General features: G+C 67.6%; 16 protein-coding genes and 1 other RNA gene. 10 read left to right on the top strand and 7 right to left on the bottom strand.

From position 1 onward, the window contains the following. Positions 1-23 precede the first annotated feature (23 nt). Positions 24-1,142 carry a bifunctional RNase H/acid phosphatase gene (locus ACZ3HV_RS26970; protein ID WP_465687898.1) on the top strand — a complete coding sequence of 373 codons (1,119 nt, stop codon included), beginning with the start codon at positions 24-26 and terminating at the stop codon, positions 1,140-1,142. A gap of 61 nt (positions 1,143-1,203) precedes the next feature. Continuing rightward, positions 1,204-2,640 carry an RNB domain-containing ribonuclease gene (locus ACZ3HV_RS26965; protein ID WP_465687896.1) on the top strand — a complete coding sequence of 479 codons (1,437 nt, stop codon included), beginning with the start codon at positions 1,204-1,206 and terminating at the stop codon, positions 2,638-2,640. Here the strand turns inward: ACZ3HV_RS26965 and ACZ3HV_RS26960 are convergent. Beyond that, on the bottom strand, positions 2,629-3,195 hold the full coding sequence (locus ACZ3HV_RS26960) for a TetR/AcrR family transcriptional regulator (protein WP_465687894.1): 567 nt from the start codon (positions 3,193-3,195) through the stop codon (positions 2,629-2,631). The genes ACZ3HV_RS26965 and ACZ3HV_RS26960 overlap by 12 nt on opposite strands. Before the next feature lie 53 nt (positions 3,196-3,248). On the opposite strand from ACZ3HV_RS26960, the gene ACZ3HV_RS26955 reads away from it, so the two are divergent. Next, complete coding sequence (locus tag ACZ3HV_RS26955; protein ID WP_465687892.1) at positions 3,249-3,734, top strand: GNAT family N-acetyltransferase; 486 nt, start codon at positions 3,249-3,251, stop codon at positions 3,732-3,734. 45 nt (positions 3,735-3,779) lie between these two features. Here the strand turns inward: ACZ3HV_RS26955 and ACZ3HV_RS26950 are convergent, their stop codons facing one another. After that, on the bottom strand, positions 3,780-4,937 hold the full coding sequence (locus ACZ3HV_RS26950) for an alpha/beta hydrolase family protein (RefSeq protein ID WP_465687890.1): 1,158 nt from the start codon (positions 4,935-4,937) through the stop codon (positions 3,780-3,782). Positions 4,938-5,025: 88 nt separating this feature from the next. On the opposite strand from ACZ3HV_RS26950, the gene ACZ3HV_RS26945 reads away from it, so the two are divergent. Further along, positions 5,026-5,760, top strand: coding sequence for a DUF899 domain-containing protein (locus tag ACZ3HV_RS26945; protein ID WP_465687888.1), 735 nt, complete (start codon positions 5,026-5,028; stop codon positions 5,758-5,760). A 149-nt stretch (positions 5,761-5,909) separates the two neighbouring features. Here ACZ3HV_RS26945 and rnpB read toward each other — a convergent pair. Further along, positions 5,910-6,309: RNase P RNA component class A (rnpB, locus tag ACZ3HV_RS26940), an RNA gene on the bottom strand. Between the two features lie 9 nt (positions 6,310-6,318). Then, the gene (locus ACZ3HV_RS26935; protein ID WP_465687886.1) at positions 6,319-6,681 is read right to left on the bottom strand and encodes a DUF952 domain-containing protein; all 363 of its coding nucleotides are present in this window, start codon (positions 6,679-6,681) and stop codon (positions 6,319-6,321) included. 100 nt (positions 6,682-6,781) lie between these two features. On the opposite strand from ACZ3HV_RS26935, the gene ACZ3HV_RS26930 reads away from it, so the two are divergent. From ACZ3HV_RS26930 to ACZ3HV_RS26920, 3 genes are read left to right on the top strand one after another with little or no spacing between them, the layout of a single operon-like run. After that, positions 6,782-8,278 carry a S10 family peptidase gene (locus ACZ3HV_RS26930; RefSeq protein WP_465687884.1) on the top strand — a complete coding sequence of 499 codons (1,497 nt, stop codon included), beginning with the start codon at positions 6,782-6,784 and terminating at the stop codon, positions 8,276-8,278. Beyond that, a complete protein-coding gene (locus ACZ3HV_RS26925) occupies positions 8,275-9,042 on the top strand; it encodes a hypothetical protein (RefSeq protein ID WP_465687882.1) in 768 nt (255 codons plus the stop codon). Before ACZ3HV_RS26930 ends, ACZ3HV_RS26925 begins: the two co-directional genes overlap by 4 nt. Beyond that, positions 9,042-9,500: a GNAT family N-acetyltransferase gene (locus ACZ3HV_RS26920; protein ID WP_465687880.1), complete on the top strand. Its 459-nt coding sequence runs from the start codon at positions 9,042-9,044 to the stop codon at positions 9,498-9,500. The genes ACZ3HV_RS26925 and ACZ3HV_RS26920 overlap by 1 nt, the downstream gene beginning before the upstream one ends. Positions 9,501-9,505: 5 nt before the next feature. Here the strand turns inward: ACZ3HV_RS26920 and map are convergent, their stop codons facing one another. After that, positions 9,506-10,354: a type I methionyl aminopeptidase gene (map, locus tag ACZ3HV_RS26915; protein WP_465687878.1), complete on the bottom strand. Its 849-nt coding sequence runs from the start codon at positions 10,352-10,354 to the stop codon at positions 9,506-9,508. Positions 10,355-10,407: 53 nt separating this feature from the next. On the opposite strand from map, the gene ACZ3HV_RS26910 reads away from it, so the two are divergent. Next, complete coding sequence (locus ACZ3HV_RS26910; protein WP_465687876.1) at positions 10,408-10,596, top strand: hypothetical protein; 189 nt, start codon at positions 10,408-10,410, stop codon at positions 10,594-10,596. Between the two features lie 161 nt (positions 10,597-10,757). Here the strand turns inward: ACZ3HV_RS26910 and ACZ3HV_RS26905 are convergent, their stop codons facing one another. Then, a complete protein-coding gene (locus tag ACZ3HV_RS26905) occupies positions 10,758-11,294 on the bottom strand; it encodes a histone H1-like repetitive region-containing protein (RefSeq protein WP_465687874.1) in 537 nt (178 codons plus the stop codon). A 292-nt stretch (positions 11,295-11,586) separates the two neighbouring features. On the opposite strand from ACZ3HV_RS26905, the gene ACZ3HV_RS26900 reads away from it, so the two are divergent. Continuing rightward, positions 11,587-12,336 (top strand): helical backbone metal receptor, encoded by a 750-nt coding sequence (locus ACZ3HV_RS26900; protein ID WP_465687872.1) that lies wholly within the window; start codon positions 11,587-11,589, stop codon positions 12,334-12,336. Between the two features lie 63 nt (positions 12,337-12,399). Then, positions 12,400-12,576 carry a hypothetical protein gene (locus ACZ3HV_RS26895; protein ID WP_465688365.1) on the top strand — a complete coding sequence of 59 codons (177 nt, stop codon included), beginning with the start codon at positions 12,400-12,402 and terminating at the stop codon, positions 12,574-12,576. A gap of 15 nt (positions 12,577-12,591) precedes the next feature. Here ACZ3HV_RS26895 and ACZ3HV_RS26890 read toward each other — a convergent pair whose 3' ends face one another. Then, positions 12,592-13,089 (bottom strand): NUDIX hydrolase, encoded by a 498-nt coding sequence (locus ACZ3HV_RS26890; protein ID WP_465687870.1) that lies wholly within the window; start codon positions 13,087-13,089, stop codon positions 12,592-12,594. Positions 13,090-13,272: the final 183 nt, after the last annotated feature.

Genomic DNA, 13,272 nt, shown 5'->3' with positions numbered 1-13,272 from the left:
CCCGGAGCGAAGCGAGGACGTGGATGAGCGGTCCTTCCCATGTGATCGTGGAGGCCGATGGTGGTTCGCGCGGGAACCCGGGACCGGCGGCGTACGGCGCTCTGGTGCGCGACGCGGCGACCGGTGAAGTGATTGCGCAGGACGGGAAGACGCTCGGGATCGCGACCAACAACGTCGCCGAGTACTCCGGTCTGATCGCGGGTCTGCAACTGGCTGCGGAGTACGCGCCGGACGCCTCGATCGAGGTCCGGATGGACTCCAAGCTGGTCGTCGAGCAGATGGCCGGCCGCTGGCGGATCAAGCATCCGGACCTTCAGCCGCTGGCGATCAAGGCGCAAGGCCTGGCGCCGTTCGGGACCGAGTGGACCTGGGTGCCGCGCGCTCAGAACGCGGCCGCCGACGCGCTGGCGAACATGGCGCTCGACGGTGTGGACATTCCGCTCACGCCGGAGCCGGCCGGACCCGCGCCGACGGTGGCCAAGGAGCCGACGGATCTGCAGAGGGCGTTGCAGGGTTGGGGTGCACAGGCCGAGCCGCCGACCCAGCTGATCTTCCTGCGGCACGGCGAGACGCCGCACACCGCCGAGAAGCGGTTCTCGGGCTCTGGTGGTGACAACCCCGGGTTGAGTGACACCGGCCGGGCTCAGGCGCAGGCAGCCGCCGAGTACCTGTCCCGGATCGGTGGCGTCGATGCGCTGGTGACGTCGCCGATGCGACGGACTCGGGAGACGGCCGAGGTCGTCGCGGCGAAGCTCGGGCTCGACGCGGTCGTCGACGACAACTGGCGAGAGGTCGCGTTCGGCGACTGGGACGGGCACACGTTCGCCGAGATCCAGCAGAAGTGGCCGGACGCGATGAACGCGTGGCTGGACTCGACCGCGGTCGCGCCGCCCGGAGGCGAGTCGTTCGACACCTGCGCCCGGCGGGCCCGGTCGGCCCGGGACGGAATCCTCGCCAAGTACCCCGGCAAGACCGTCGTCGTGGTCACCCATGTCACGCCGATCAAGCTGATGGTCCGGTCGGTGCTGCAGGCCCCGATGAGCTCGCTGTTCCGGATGGAGTTGCGCCCGGCAACCCTGACCGAGATCCACTGGTACGCCGACGGCCTCGCGTCACTCCGCTCCTTCAACGTGCAGCCCTAGTACCTCGCTAGTCTGACCTCAGACGCACACCGACGTGCGCTGATGAGGACGGAGAGCTCACGTGCCGCTGCAGAGGGTTCACTTCGCGGAAGACGTTCCTGAGGTTTTCCGGGCGTCGCTGCAGGACATCAGGCGTGAGCTCGAGGTGCCGGCGGAGTTCCCACCCGAGGTGGTCGCCGCGGCGCTCACGGCGGCGCAGAACCCGCGTCTGCCCGAGCTGGACCGGACCGACATCGAGTTCGTCACCATCGACCCACCGGACTCGATGGATCTCGACCAGGCCTTGCACATCGAGCGCACCGGCGACGGATACACGGTTCACTACGCGATCGCGGACGTCGCAGCGTTCGTCCAGCCCGGCGATCCGATCGACCAGGAGGCCCGCCGCCGGGGCGAGACGCTGTACGCCCCGGACAAGCGGACTCCGCTGCACCCACCGGAGTTGTCCGAGGGTGTGGCGTCGCTGTTGGCCGACCAGATCCGTCCTGCGTTGCTGTGGACGATCACCGTCGACGCGACGGGCGAAGGTACGGGCGTCGTGTGTGAACGCGCGCTGGTGAAGTCGCGGGCCAAGCTGAACTACGCCGGCGTACAGAAGGATCTCGACGCCGGCAACGCGTCGGAGTCCATTCAACTGCTGCGCGAGGTCGGCAAGCTGCGCGAGCAGCGTGAGCTCGACCGCGGCGGCGTCAACCTGCCCATCCCGGACCAGGAGGTCGTCACCTCCAACCACGGCTGGGGTCTGGAGTTCCGCGCGCCGCTGCCGGTCGAGGGGTGGAACGCGCAGATCTCGCTGCTCACCGGCATGGCCGCGGCCGACTTGATGATGAAGGGCAAGATCGGCATCCTGCGCACACTGCCCGAGTCGCACGACGACCTTCGCCGCAAGCTGGGGAACACCGCCAAGGCCCTCGGGATCGTCTGGCCGGACGAGACGTCGTACGCCGCATTCATCCACGGACTGGATCCGAAGGTGCCGGCGCACGCGGCGATGCTGGCGGCGTGCACAGTGCTGTTCCGTGGCGCCGGGTACACGGCGTTCGCGGGGAGTGTGCCCGAGACTCCGGAACATGCCGCGATGAAGGCGGACTACGCGCACGTCACCGCGCCACTGCGACGCCTGGTGGATCGGTGGACCGGCGAGATCTGCGTCGCGCTGTCCGCGGGCACCGAGGTGCCGGCCTGGGTGCGCGAGTCGATGGACGAGATCCCGAAGGTGATGGACGAGGCGGATCGGCGGGCGCACGCGTACGAGCGCTCGATCGTGAGCATGGTCGAGGCCGGCCTGGTCGCGGACCACATCGGGTCCGCCTTCGACGGAGTGATCACCGACGTCGACCAACGCGAGAACACCCGCGGGATCGTCGCGCTGTCCACGCTCGCGATCGAAGGCCGCGTCACCGGTACGGCACCGTTGCCGCTCGGTCAGGCGGTTCGCGTGAAGCTGGTGGAGGCCGACATCGCCAAGCGGACCGTCGCTTTCGAGCTAATCCCGTAGGTAGTCCTCGACCGCCGCGGTCGTGCGATCGAGGTCGCCGGTCGCGAGCAGGTCGATCAACGCACCGCGCAGCATCGCGAGGACGCCGGTACGCCGTGCCTCGGCCGCGGCGGATCCTGGATCGGGCTGACTGGCCTTGAGCAGCTCGAGCCAGTCGTCGACGGTCGAGCGACCGTAATCGGCCCACGGACCGTCCGGCGCGACCAGCGAACGCCCGTACGCCTCGACCCAGAACTTCATCAGCGGCCGGCGCTCCGGCTCCGCCAGCCACGTCCACAGCTCCCGCGCGACCACGGTCAGCCCGGGCGGTTCGTCGTACCGCTCGTCGAGCTGCCGGAGCAGCTCGAGTTCGTCGACGCGGGCGCGGGCCAGCAGGGCGCGGATCAGGCCGTCCTTGCTGCCGAACAGGAACAGCAGCACGCGCGGGCTGGAGCCGATCGCGGTGGCCAGCGGTCGCAGCGACAGGTCGGCCAGCCCGTGGGTGAGCGAGTAGGCGTACGCGCGCTCGAGCAGTTCCTGCTGGCGCGCGGAAGGGGCTGGCTTCGTGGTCGGCACAGGGCTAGTATCGCGTACTGAAACAGTCGTGTCAGTAGAACGGGTTGGGATCGATGACGAAACTGATCAGGAAGCTGGGAACGCCGGGAGATCTCGGCTGGGTGGTGCAGTCGCATGCCGAGATCTACGCGGCCGAGTACGGCTGGGGCCTGCCGTACGAGGTGCTGATCACGCAGATCGTCTCGGCGTACGGCGCCGAGCACGACGACGAGCGCGAGGCCGCCTGGATCGCCGAGGTGGACGGGGAGCGGGCCGGCAGCATCTTCTGTGTCCGGGGTCCGGACGAGGCGACCGCTCAGTTGCGGCTGCTCCTGGTGACGCCGGCCGCGCGCGGTCTCGGCCTCGGTGCCGAGTTGGTCGACACCTGCCTCGCCTTCGCGCGCGGGGCCGGGTACAAGCGGATGGTGCTGTGGACCAACGAACCGTTGGTCGCGGCGCGGCACATCTACCTGTCGCGCGGCTTCCGCCTGACCGGCTCCGAACCCCACGAGCTGTGGGGCCAGAGCCTGGTCGGGCAGACGTACGAGATCGACCTCTGAGTTACTCGCCGTTCAGCGCCGGCGTGCTCTCGCGTTGAGCGAGCGTCAGGTCGCGCAGGCGGGAGCGCCGGGGGTCGGCGTGTTGTAGATCGCGTGCGACAAGAAGGTGGTGATGTAGCCGTTCTGGACGGTGAGTGCGTGGCGGGGTCCGGCGGTGCCGAGCGGCAGGAACTTCCGGAGCGGGTACGCCAGGTAGTAGGCGCCGTAGTCGGTGAAGTTGAAGTGCCGGGTGCCCGGGACCGTCGCGCACCACGACGTACCACTGCTTGCCTTGAGCAACGAGAGGGCGCGGTTGCGGTCCGCGTCGGTCTTCGCGTCCGGGCCGCACACGCTGGTGATGCACGAGTCATCGGCGCCGAGCAGCAGGATCGGTGCTTGCACACCTTTGGTCACCACGTCGCCGAACTGCGCACCGTCCAGATCGACCGCGGCCGCACACCGCTGGTCGAGCCGGCAGGCCTCCAACGAAGCCGCGCCGCCGAAGGAGTGCCCGACGTACGACGGTCCGATCGAGGGCTCGACGCTGTTCGGTAGTTGCCTGGCCACCATGTCGGCCGCGAACCGTGCGTCGGCGGCCCAGACGCCGACGAGGTGATCGCCGACCTTCTGCGCCTGCTCGTTGCTCTCGCCGAGGTTCGGCGGGTTGGCGTCCGGCTTGCCTGCGATCGTCTGCCCGTCGAGGACGGTCAGGTTCGCGCTGTACGTCGGGGTCACGCCGGCGACCAGGTAGCCGTGGCTGGCGAGATCCTCGGCGAGGCTCGCGTACATCGGCGCGGACAGTCCCATCCCCGGCATCAGCACCACGACGGGGAAGCGGCCGGGTGCGATGGCGACGCGATCCAGGGCTCGGTCCTCGAGCGTGTTGAACGGTCCCTGGAACAGCGCCAGCGGTGCCTTCAGGCGGAGTCCGTTCCAGAGGCCGGGGGCGTACTCGACCTTGCGGCCGGTGGTGCCCTTGGCGACCGGGTACCAGAGCCACACGGAGAGCTTCCGCGGCCCATCGGCGTACGGGTCGCGGCGCGGGGAGTCGGTCCACTCGAACGTACGGCGTCCGACCTGGAAGTTCCCGGTCGGCTCGGGCAGCGATACCGGCTCAGACCGTTTCACCATGATCCAGCCGACGTACCCGGCGCTTGCGAGCAGGGCGCACAGCACCAGGATCACGATCCCCGTGCGCATCCGGCGGAGTCCTCTGCGCGCCATACCCCAAGCGTGCCACTCGGACGGTGTCGAAAGTCGGATCTCGGCTCCGACGTTACCGATATCAGTGCTGAGCGATGGAGGAATTGTGATGGATCTTCCGGATGTCGTGTCCCGGGACGAATGGCTGGTCGCGCGCAAGGCGCTACTGGCGGAGGAGAAGGAGTTCACCAAGCGCCGCGACGCGCTGAACACGCGCCGTCGTGAGTTGCCGATGGTGCTGGTCGACAAGCCGTACGTGTTCACCGGACCATCCGGCTCGGCGGGCCTGGCGGACCTGTTCGAAGGCCGGCTACAGCTGGTCGTCTACCACTTCATGTTCCAGCCCGAGTGGGACCGCGGCTGCCCGAACTGCACCGGCTTCGTCGACGAGATCGGGTCGCTGGAGTATCTCCACAGCAGGAACACCACGTTCGCGCTCGTGTCCCGGGCGCCGTACGAGAAGCTGGCCGCCTACCAGGCTGAGCGTGGGTGGAGCTTCCCCTGGTACTCGTCGTACGGCAGCGACTTCAACTACGACTTCCACGTCACGCTGGACGAGTCGGTCGTCCCCTTCGAGTACAACTACCGCACGAAGGCCGAGTGGGGCCTGCTCCCCAACAACGCCCACACCCAGACACAGCAGCCCTTCGACCTCCACGGCCTGAGCTGCTTCCTCCACACCGGCAACGCCATCCACCACACCTACTCCACCTACGGCCGAGGCCCCGACGCCATGACCTTCACCCCCACCGCGCTGGATTTCACCCCCCTCGGCCGCCAAGAACCCTGGGAAAAGCCCCCGGGCCGAATCCCCGCCCCGCAAGACGAGGCCCACTGCCACTAGGTGGACTGATCCAGCCCGCCTCAGCCTGTCTGCGGTGCCGGGCGGGCGTTGTGAGCTGGGACAGGTCGTGGTGGGGTTGGACAGGTTATTGCTTGTCTCAGGCCACCAGGAGGGGTGCAGGGCCCCGAGAGTTCACCGGGGGGTTGGGGGGAACGGGTCGGTCTGTAAGCCGGATTCTGTCGCGTGCGATCATCCATCTACGGTGGCCGTTGCCGGGCACCTCGAGCGGCCTACCCGCGAGCTCGGGCGGGCAGCCCTCGGACGCTCGCGCGGACGGTGGTTGCCCATCGCCCTTCTTGGCCTTGCTCCACGTGGGGTTTACCGAGCCTCCGCAGTCACCTGCGGAGCTGGTGGTCTCTTACACCACCGTTTCACCCTCACCCGCACTCCCATGAACCACGGGGTTCATCGGAGCCGCTGGCGGTCTGTTCTCTGTGGCACTGTCCCGCGGGTTGCCCCGGGTGGGCGTTACCCACCACGCTGCCCTGTGGAGTCCGGACTTTCCTCGGCGCCCGCTGTCGCGGGCGACGCGATCGCCCGACCGACCCGTTCCGTCACTCAGGATACGGCCTGCGCGGTCACCGCGGGCCAGCGGCCGTCAGCACCCCGTTCGTACGGGCGTACGTCGACGACCGCATCGAGGTTGAGCGGTCCGTAGATGTGCGGGAACAACTGCTCCGCCACCTGCTCCTCGCACACCGCCGACACGAGGCGCTCGGTGTCGATCACCAGCAGGCACAGTGGCTCGTCCACGTCGTCGTACACGAAGTTCGCCACCATGGACACCTGCTCCGGGCGGGACGCGTGGATGAACGTCGCGCCGTCGTCGAGGCTCTTGCCGCGCGTCGACCACCGATAGCTGCCCGCCTCCCGTGCGGCCGCCCACTGGTCCGGAAACGCGAGATGCAGAATCGTCGCCATGCCCACAGGCTAGTGGTGGCAGCGCGCCGACGCGTGGATCACGGCGGCAGTGTCCGGACGAGAAAGGCCCGGATCCAGCAGGTGAACTAAGGTGCTCGGCATGGCTACGGAGGAGAACGCTGAGTCCACGCCCGCGTCATCGCCGACGTCCGGTACGCCGGCGCCGCCGAAGCCGGTCGACGATCTGGTGACGACCCAGCACTCGCTGACGATCGACGGGCGCGAGCTCAACTACACCGCGAGTACCGGGCGGATCGTGCTGCGCCAGGAGGTGCTCACCGACGGCAAGTTCGACGGGTACCAGCCGAAGGCCGAGGTGTTCGTGACCGCGTACACGCTCGACGACGCGGACGCGGCCGAGCGGCCGGTGACGTTCGCGTTCAACGGCGGGCCGGGGTCGTCGAGCATCTGGCTGCACCTCGGCCTGCTCGGCCCGCGCCGAGTCGTGTCGGGTGACGCCGGTGAGCTCGCGCCGCCGCCGTACTCGCTGGTGGACAACGCCGAGACCCTGCTGCGGCACAGCGACCTGGTCTTCATCGACCCGGTGTCGACCGGGTACTCGCGGGCCGTCGAAGGCGAGAAGCCGGGGGAGTACCACGGGTTCACGCAGGACCTGGAGTCGGTCGGCGAGGTGATCCGGTTGTGGACGTCGCGCACCGGGCGGTGGATGTCGCCGAAGTTCCTGGCCGGCGAGTCGTACGGTACGACGCGCGCCGCCGGGCTGGCCGCGCATCTGCAGGAGCGCTACGGGATGTACCTGAACGGGGTGATGCTGATCTCGGCCGTTCTCGAGTTCGGCACGCTCGACTTCACGCCGGGCAACGACCTGCCGTACACGTTGTTCCTGCCGTCGTACGCCGCGATCGCGCACTACCACGGTCTCGTGCCGGACCGTTCTCTGGAGGACGTGCTGGCCGACGCCGAGCGGTTCGCGGCCGGGCGGTACCCGAATGCGCTTGCCCAGGGCAACCGGATCCCGGCGGACTACCGGGCCGAGGTGGTCACCCGGCTGGCCTCGTTGACCGGGCTGAGCGAGGACTACATCGACCGGGTGAACCTGCGCATCGAGCACGGCCGGTTCTTCGCCGAGCTGTTGCGGTCACGCCGCCAGGTGGTCGGCCGGCTGGACGGTCGCTTCCTCGGCTGGGATGCGGACTCGGGTGGCGAACGGCAGGGCAAGGACCCGTCGTTCAGCGCGATCACCGGGCCGTACACGGCCGCGCTGAACCACTACGTGCGGATGGAGCTCGGGTACCAGAACGACCTGCCGTACGAGATCCTCAACTTCGAGGCGGCGAAGAACTGGTCGTTCAAGGAGTTCGAGGGCCAGCAGATCAGTGTTGCCGACAAACTCGCCGAGGCGATGCGCGTCAACCCGCATCTCAAGATCCACGTGGCATCCGGCCACTACGACGGCGCCACGCCGTACTTCGCCACCGAGCACACGCTCTCCCGCCTGCAGATCCCGGCCGAACTGGTCGGCAACATCGAGACGAAGTACTACGCGGCCGGCCACATGATGTACGTCCACGACGAGTCCCGGGTCCGGCAGTCCGAGGATCTCGCCGCGTTCATCCAGGCGGCCTCCAACCGATGAAGCTGCCCGCCGAAGTCGAAGCGATCACCTCGCAGTACCTCGCGCTGACCGACGACGTGCTGCCTGGACGGATCCTCGGGTTCTACCTCACGGGCTCGATCCCGTTGGGTGACTTCCACGCCGGTCGCAGCGACATCGACGGTGTGGTCGTCGTCGACGGACCGGTGACCGAGGCCAACGTCCGCCCGATCCACGAGAAGCTTCCTGAGCGCCCGTACTTCGACGTCACGTATCTCACGGCTGATGCGTTGGCGGTCGCGCCGGATCGCAGTACGCCGGTGGTCTACACGATCGACGGAGAGTTCAAGGATCCGGCGCAGGCCGGCACTGTGAGTCCGGTGCTGTGGTCGGAGCTGGCGCGTCAGTCGCTGGCCGTCCGGGAGGTGCCGGGGCTGACGGTCCACGACGATCACCAAGCGCTGGTCGACCACACCCGCGCGAACCTCACGTCGTACTGGACGCCGATGCTCGACCGTCTCGAGGAGCACTTCGCCGACTTCGCGGACGATCAGGTGGTCGACGGGTGGATCATCCCTTGGTACGTCCTCGGGATCCCGCGGCTGCACGCGTTGCTTGCCACTGGCAACATTGTGTCCAAGACCGCGGCCGGGGAGCACGCGGTCGCCACGTTCCCGTCGTACGCCGGTCTCTGTACGCGCGCGATCGACCACCGCGCCGGGCACGAGGCCGCCTTCACCGTCGCTGAGGTGCGCCAGTCGGTCGAGTTCGGCCGGACGGTGATCGGCTCGGCCACGGAGCTCTGATGGGCATCCTCGTCCGCGCACCTGGTCCGATGGACACACCTTCGGTGCCAGGTGTCGTGCTCCGGACGCCGTCCGTCGCGGACATCCCCGCGTTGGGCCGGTTGTACTTCGAGGCCTACGAGCCCGGCGTCGCCGCGTCGACCGAGACAGAGGCAGTCGAGGACATCCAGCTCAGCTTCGACGGCGCGTACGGCGTCCTGGACCTGAACCTCAGCCGATTGGCCTGGCTCGACGATCAGCTCGTCGGCGCACTGCTCGTGGTCGAACGAGCCCCCTGGCCGGACACCCCGGACTGCCCCTTCATCATCGAACTCTTCACCGCCCCAACCCACCGCCGCCACGGAGTCGCCCGCCAACTACTCAGCACCTGCTCCGCCGTCACCATCGCCCTAAGAGTCGACGACAACAACACGCCCGCCCTCACCCTCTACAACGCCCTCAACTTTCACGACGGGTAGATGCGTTACGGGAGGGTGAGGACTTCGGCGCCGGTGTCGGTGACTACCAGGGTGTGTTCGAACTGGGCGGTGCGGGACTTGTCCTTGGTGGTGGCGGTCCAGCCGTCGTCCCAGAGGTCGTAGTCGTAGGTGCCGAGGGTGAGCATCGGCTCGATGGTGAAGGTCATGCCGGGCTCGATCACGTCGTCGAAGCGTTCGTCGTCGTAGTGCGGGATGATCAGCCCGGAGTGGAACGACGTGGCGATGCCGTGACCGGTGAAGTCGCGGACGACGCCGTACCCGAAGCGCTTGGCGTAGGACTCGATCACGCGGCCGATGATGCTGACCTTGCGACCGGGCTTGACCGCCTTGATGCCGCGGTTCAGCGCCTCCTGCGTCCGCTCGACCAGCAGCCGGCTCTCGTCGTCCACGTCGCCGACCAGGAACGTCGCGTTGGTGTCGCCGTGGACCCCGTCGAGGTACGCCGTGATGTCGACGTTGACGATGTCGCCGTTCTCGAGGGGACGGCTGTCGGGGATGCCGTGGCAGATCACCTCGTTGACCGACGTACACAGCGACTTCGGGTAGCCGCGGTAGCCGAGCGTCGACGGGTACGCGCCGCGCTCGATCAGGTACTCGTGGCCGACCGCGTCCAGCTCGTCGGTGCTGACTCCGGGCTTCGCCGCCGCACCGACCGCCTGCAGCGCCTGCGCGGCCAGCTTGCTCGCGACCCGCATCCTGTCCACCAACTCCGGTGCCGTGACGTAGGAACCGTCGTACGGCGTGGGGGACGGCTTGTCCACGTATTCCGGGCGCGGGATGGAGGCGGGTACTTCGCGGCGCGGCGAGATGATGCCGGGAGTGATAGTCGACATGGTGAGATCATTCTAGTGAGCTGCGACAAGACTCCCGGGAGGTGGTCATCCAGATGAGCGACGATCACAGCAACGAGTGGTACTACAACACCAAGACCGGCAAGGTCGAGCAATACCAGGGGGCGAGGTCGGGCGACCGGCTCGGCCCGTACAACTCGCCGGAGGAAGCCGCGCGGGCGCTGGAGAAAGTCCAGGAACGCAACGAGTCCTGGGACAACGACCCCAACTGGAACGACGACTGACACACCGCGCTGCGCGCGGTGGCTGGAGCGGTGGAACTACGACCGACACACCCCGCTCCGCGGTGGTTGTAGCGAGGCCTGAGGATGCAGCAAGGGGCACCACCGGTGATGGTGGTGCCCCTTGGCGTTTGGTGTCAGTTGACGTCGTGTGGACGTCGGCTTCAGCGGGTGACCCGCCGCGCCGCGGTCTTGCGGGCCGGAGCCTTCTTCACCGCGGTCTTGCGCACCGGCGCCTTCTTCGCCGCGACCTTGCGCGCGGGCGCCTTCTTGGCGGCGACCTTCTTGGCCGGGGCCTTCTTCGCGACGGTCTTCTTGGCGGGCGCCTTCTTCGCGACCGTCTTCTTCGCCGGCGCCTTCTTGGCCACGGTCTTCTTCGCCGTCGTCGTCTTGGCGGCGACCTTGCGGGCCGGCGCCTTCTTCGCCACGGTCTTGCGGGCCGGGGCCTTCTTCGCCGGGGCCTTCTTCGCGACGGTCTTCCTGGCGGTGACCTTCTTGGCCGGCGCCTTCTTCGCCACCGTCTTCTTGGCGGCGGTCGTCTTCTTTGCCGCACTCACCTTCTTCGTCACTGTCTTCTTCGCTGCGCTGACCTTGCGCGCGGTTGTCGTCTTCGCGGCGCTGGCCTTCTTGGCGACAGTCTTCTTGGCGGGAGAAGCCTTTTTGGCTGTCGCCTTCCCTGCGGCTGCCTTCTTGGCTGGCACTCTGCCTCCTTGGTGCGGCTGAGGAAAACCACGGTGGATTCCTCGTCGTCATGATGATGACAACACTTGTGCGCTACGTAAAGCACCCGAAACGTCCGCAGGTTAAGGCGTGTGAGCCGCATAGCAGCGGGCAAATGCCGAAAATCCTTGTGCAGAAGGGATTCCGCAGCGTTCCGAGCATGCCCGAGGTGCTCAAGAAATTCTTGGCGACACGCGCACAATCTGCGTGCCGAACGGTGCAATCGGGGAGTGTTGTCGTCGGCAACGTCCTCCGCGAACAGAGGTGACAGACGTGCGAGAGAGCACCTACGACGACCTCGGCAACGTCGTTGCGATGCCGTCCGCGGTGACGCGCGTAGTGAGCATCGTGCCGTCGTTGACCGAGTCGATCGCGGCCACCCACGCATCGCTGATCGTTGGTGCGACCGACTACTGCACACATCCCGCGGACCTCGACGTGACGCGTGTTCGTGGTACCAAGAATCCCGACCTCGAGCGCATCCGCGAACTCGCTCCCGATGTCGTACTCGCGAACGCCGAAGAGAATCGTGAGGTCGATCTCGACGCGTTGCGTGCGAGTGGAATCGCGGTCTGGGTGACCGCACCGATGACTGTCGGCGAATCACTCGACTCACTGAGTCGCATGCTGTCCGCGATCATCGGAGACGTTCCCCGATGGCTGTACGACGCGCGCGTTGTGTGGAGTACGCCGTACGACGGGAAGCGCCGGCGGGCCGTCGTACCAATCTGGCGTAGACCATGGATGGCATTGGGGCGGGACACGTTCGCGGGTGATCTGCTCAGCAGGATCGGTATCGACAACGTGCTGCGTGAATCCGGTGAACGTTATCCGCGGATCGACCCGGATGCGTTACCCGCCTACGACATCGTGGTGTTGCCGGACGAGCCTTATGCCTTTTCACCGAGCGATGGGCCGGAGGCATTCACGCGGCCGGCGAAGTGCGTGTCCGGGCGGCATCTCACCTGGTACGGGCCGTCGCTCGTCGAGGCGCGGGAGTTGCTCAGCGGCCAGCTGCAGTGACGTGTGACGCGGTCGTTGCCCTCTCAGCTAGACGGTTAGGTATGCCTCACCTACACTCGCTGCGTGCCGTCGATGACCGCGAAGAAGAAGTGCTGCAAGGACAAGCCGAGGTGCAAGAAGTGCCCGGTCGTCCTGCTGCGCCTGAGCAAGGCCGGCTGTGCCGAGCGGCTCGACCGCACGCACTACGAGGTGGACAAGAAGGTCCCGAAGAAGGTGCTGAAACAAGCCCGCAAGCGCTGAGCAGGTGATCCCGGGCTAGGACGCGCGGCGCAGCGTGATCGCGTCGGCGGCGCGGCGGAGCAGTTCGGGGATGGTGACGTGTGCGGCCTGACCGGTCGCCTCGAGGTCGTCGCCGTACCACCAGCCGTGCGCGCTGATCGTCTGCAGCTCGAGCTCCTCCTGGTTGGCGAACGTCACGTCGACGCCGTCCACCGCGACCGCGAAGAACGTCTGGTGCTGGATGATCGGGCACCCGCCCCACTCGAACTCGATCGTGTTCGTCGCCACCGGCGCGCCGAGCGCCTCGGCCGGCAGCAGGATGCCGACCTCTTCGCGCAGTTCCCGGCTGGCCGCCTCGGTGACCGTCTCGCCGGCTTCCACGCCGCCACCGATGGTGAACCAGTACGGCGTCTGTGGTTTCAGCGGATCCCAGCCGTGCAGCAGCAACACCTTGCCGTCGGGACGCACCGGCAGCACGCGGGCCGTCGTACGCCGTACGACGGTGCCGGGTGGTGGCAATCGGGATTCGCTCACACGACAAAACGCTAGACGACACAGGAGGTTCCGCGTCGCCCGATGCGGCGCGTCTCACAGTTGTTGCCGCGGACACCTAGGATCGAAAGCATGTTGCGTTCTGGAAGCTGGGCCAGGCCGGCGGGTGTGAGTCCCGTCCCGGTAGGTACCGGAGCGCCGGGTAGCAGGCCCCGGTTCATTGGA

Source organism: Kribbella sp. NPDC020701 (genome assembly GCF_055562215.1).
Note: the sequence above shows the minus strand (reverse complement) of the source record. Positions and strands in the feature narration are given on the sequence as shown.

Coding starts and splice junctions, on each gene's coding strand:
- ACZ3HV_RS26970 (WP_465687898.1), top strand. CDS start 24: ATGAGCGGTCCTTCCCATGTGATCGTGGAGGCCGATGGTGGTTCGCGC.
- ACZ3HV_RS26955 (WP_465687892.1), top strand. CDS start 3,249: ATGACGAAACTGATCAGGAAGCTGGGAACGCCGGGAGATCTCGGCTGG.
- ACZ3HV_RS26950 (WP_465687890.1), bottom strand. CDS start 4,937: ATGGCGCGCAGAGGACTCCGCCGGATGCGCACGGGGATCGTGATCCTG.
- ACZ3HV_RS26945 (WP_465687888.1), top strand. CDS start 5,026: ATGGATCTTCCGGATGTCGTGTCCCGGGACGAATGGCTGGTCGCGCGC.
- ACZ3HV_RS26935 (WP_465687886.1), bottom strand. CDS start 6,681: ATGGCGACGATTCTGCATCTCGCGTTTCCGGACCAGTGGGCGGCCGCA.
- ACZ3HV_RS26930 (WP_465687884.1), top strand. CDS start 6,782: ATGGCTACGGAGGAGAACGCTGAGTCCACGCCCGCGTCATCGCCGACG.
- ACZ3HV_RS26925 (WP_465687882.1), top strand. CDS start 8,275: ATGAAGCTGCCCGCCGAAGTCGAAGCGATCACCTCGCAGTACCTCGCG.
- ACZ3HV_RS26920 (WP_465687880.1), top strand. CDS start 9,042: ATGGGCATCCTCGTCCGCGCACCTGGTCCGATGGACACACCTTCGGTG.
- map (WP_465687878.1), bottom strand. CDS start 10,354: ATGTCGACTATCACTCCCGGCATCATCTCGCCGCGCCGCGAAGTACCC.
- ACZ3HV_RS26910 (WP_465687876.1), top strand. CDS start 10,408: ATGAGCGACGATCACAGCAACGAGTGGTACTACAACACCAAGACCGGC.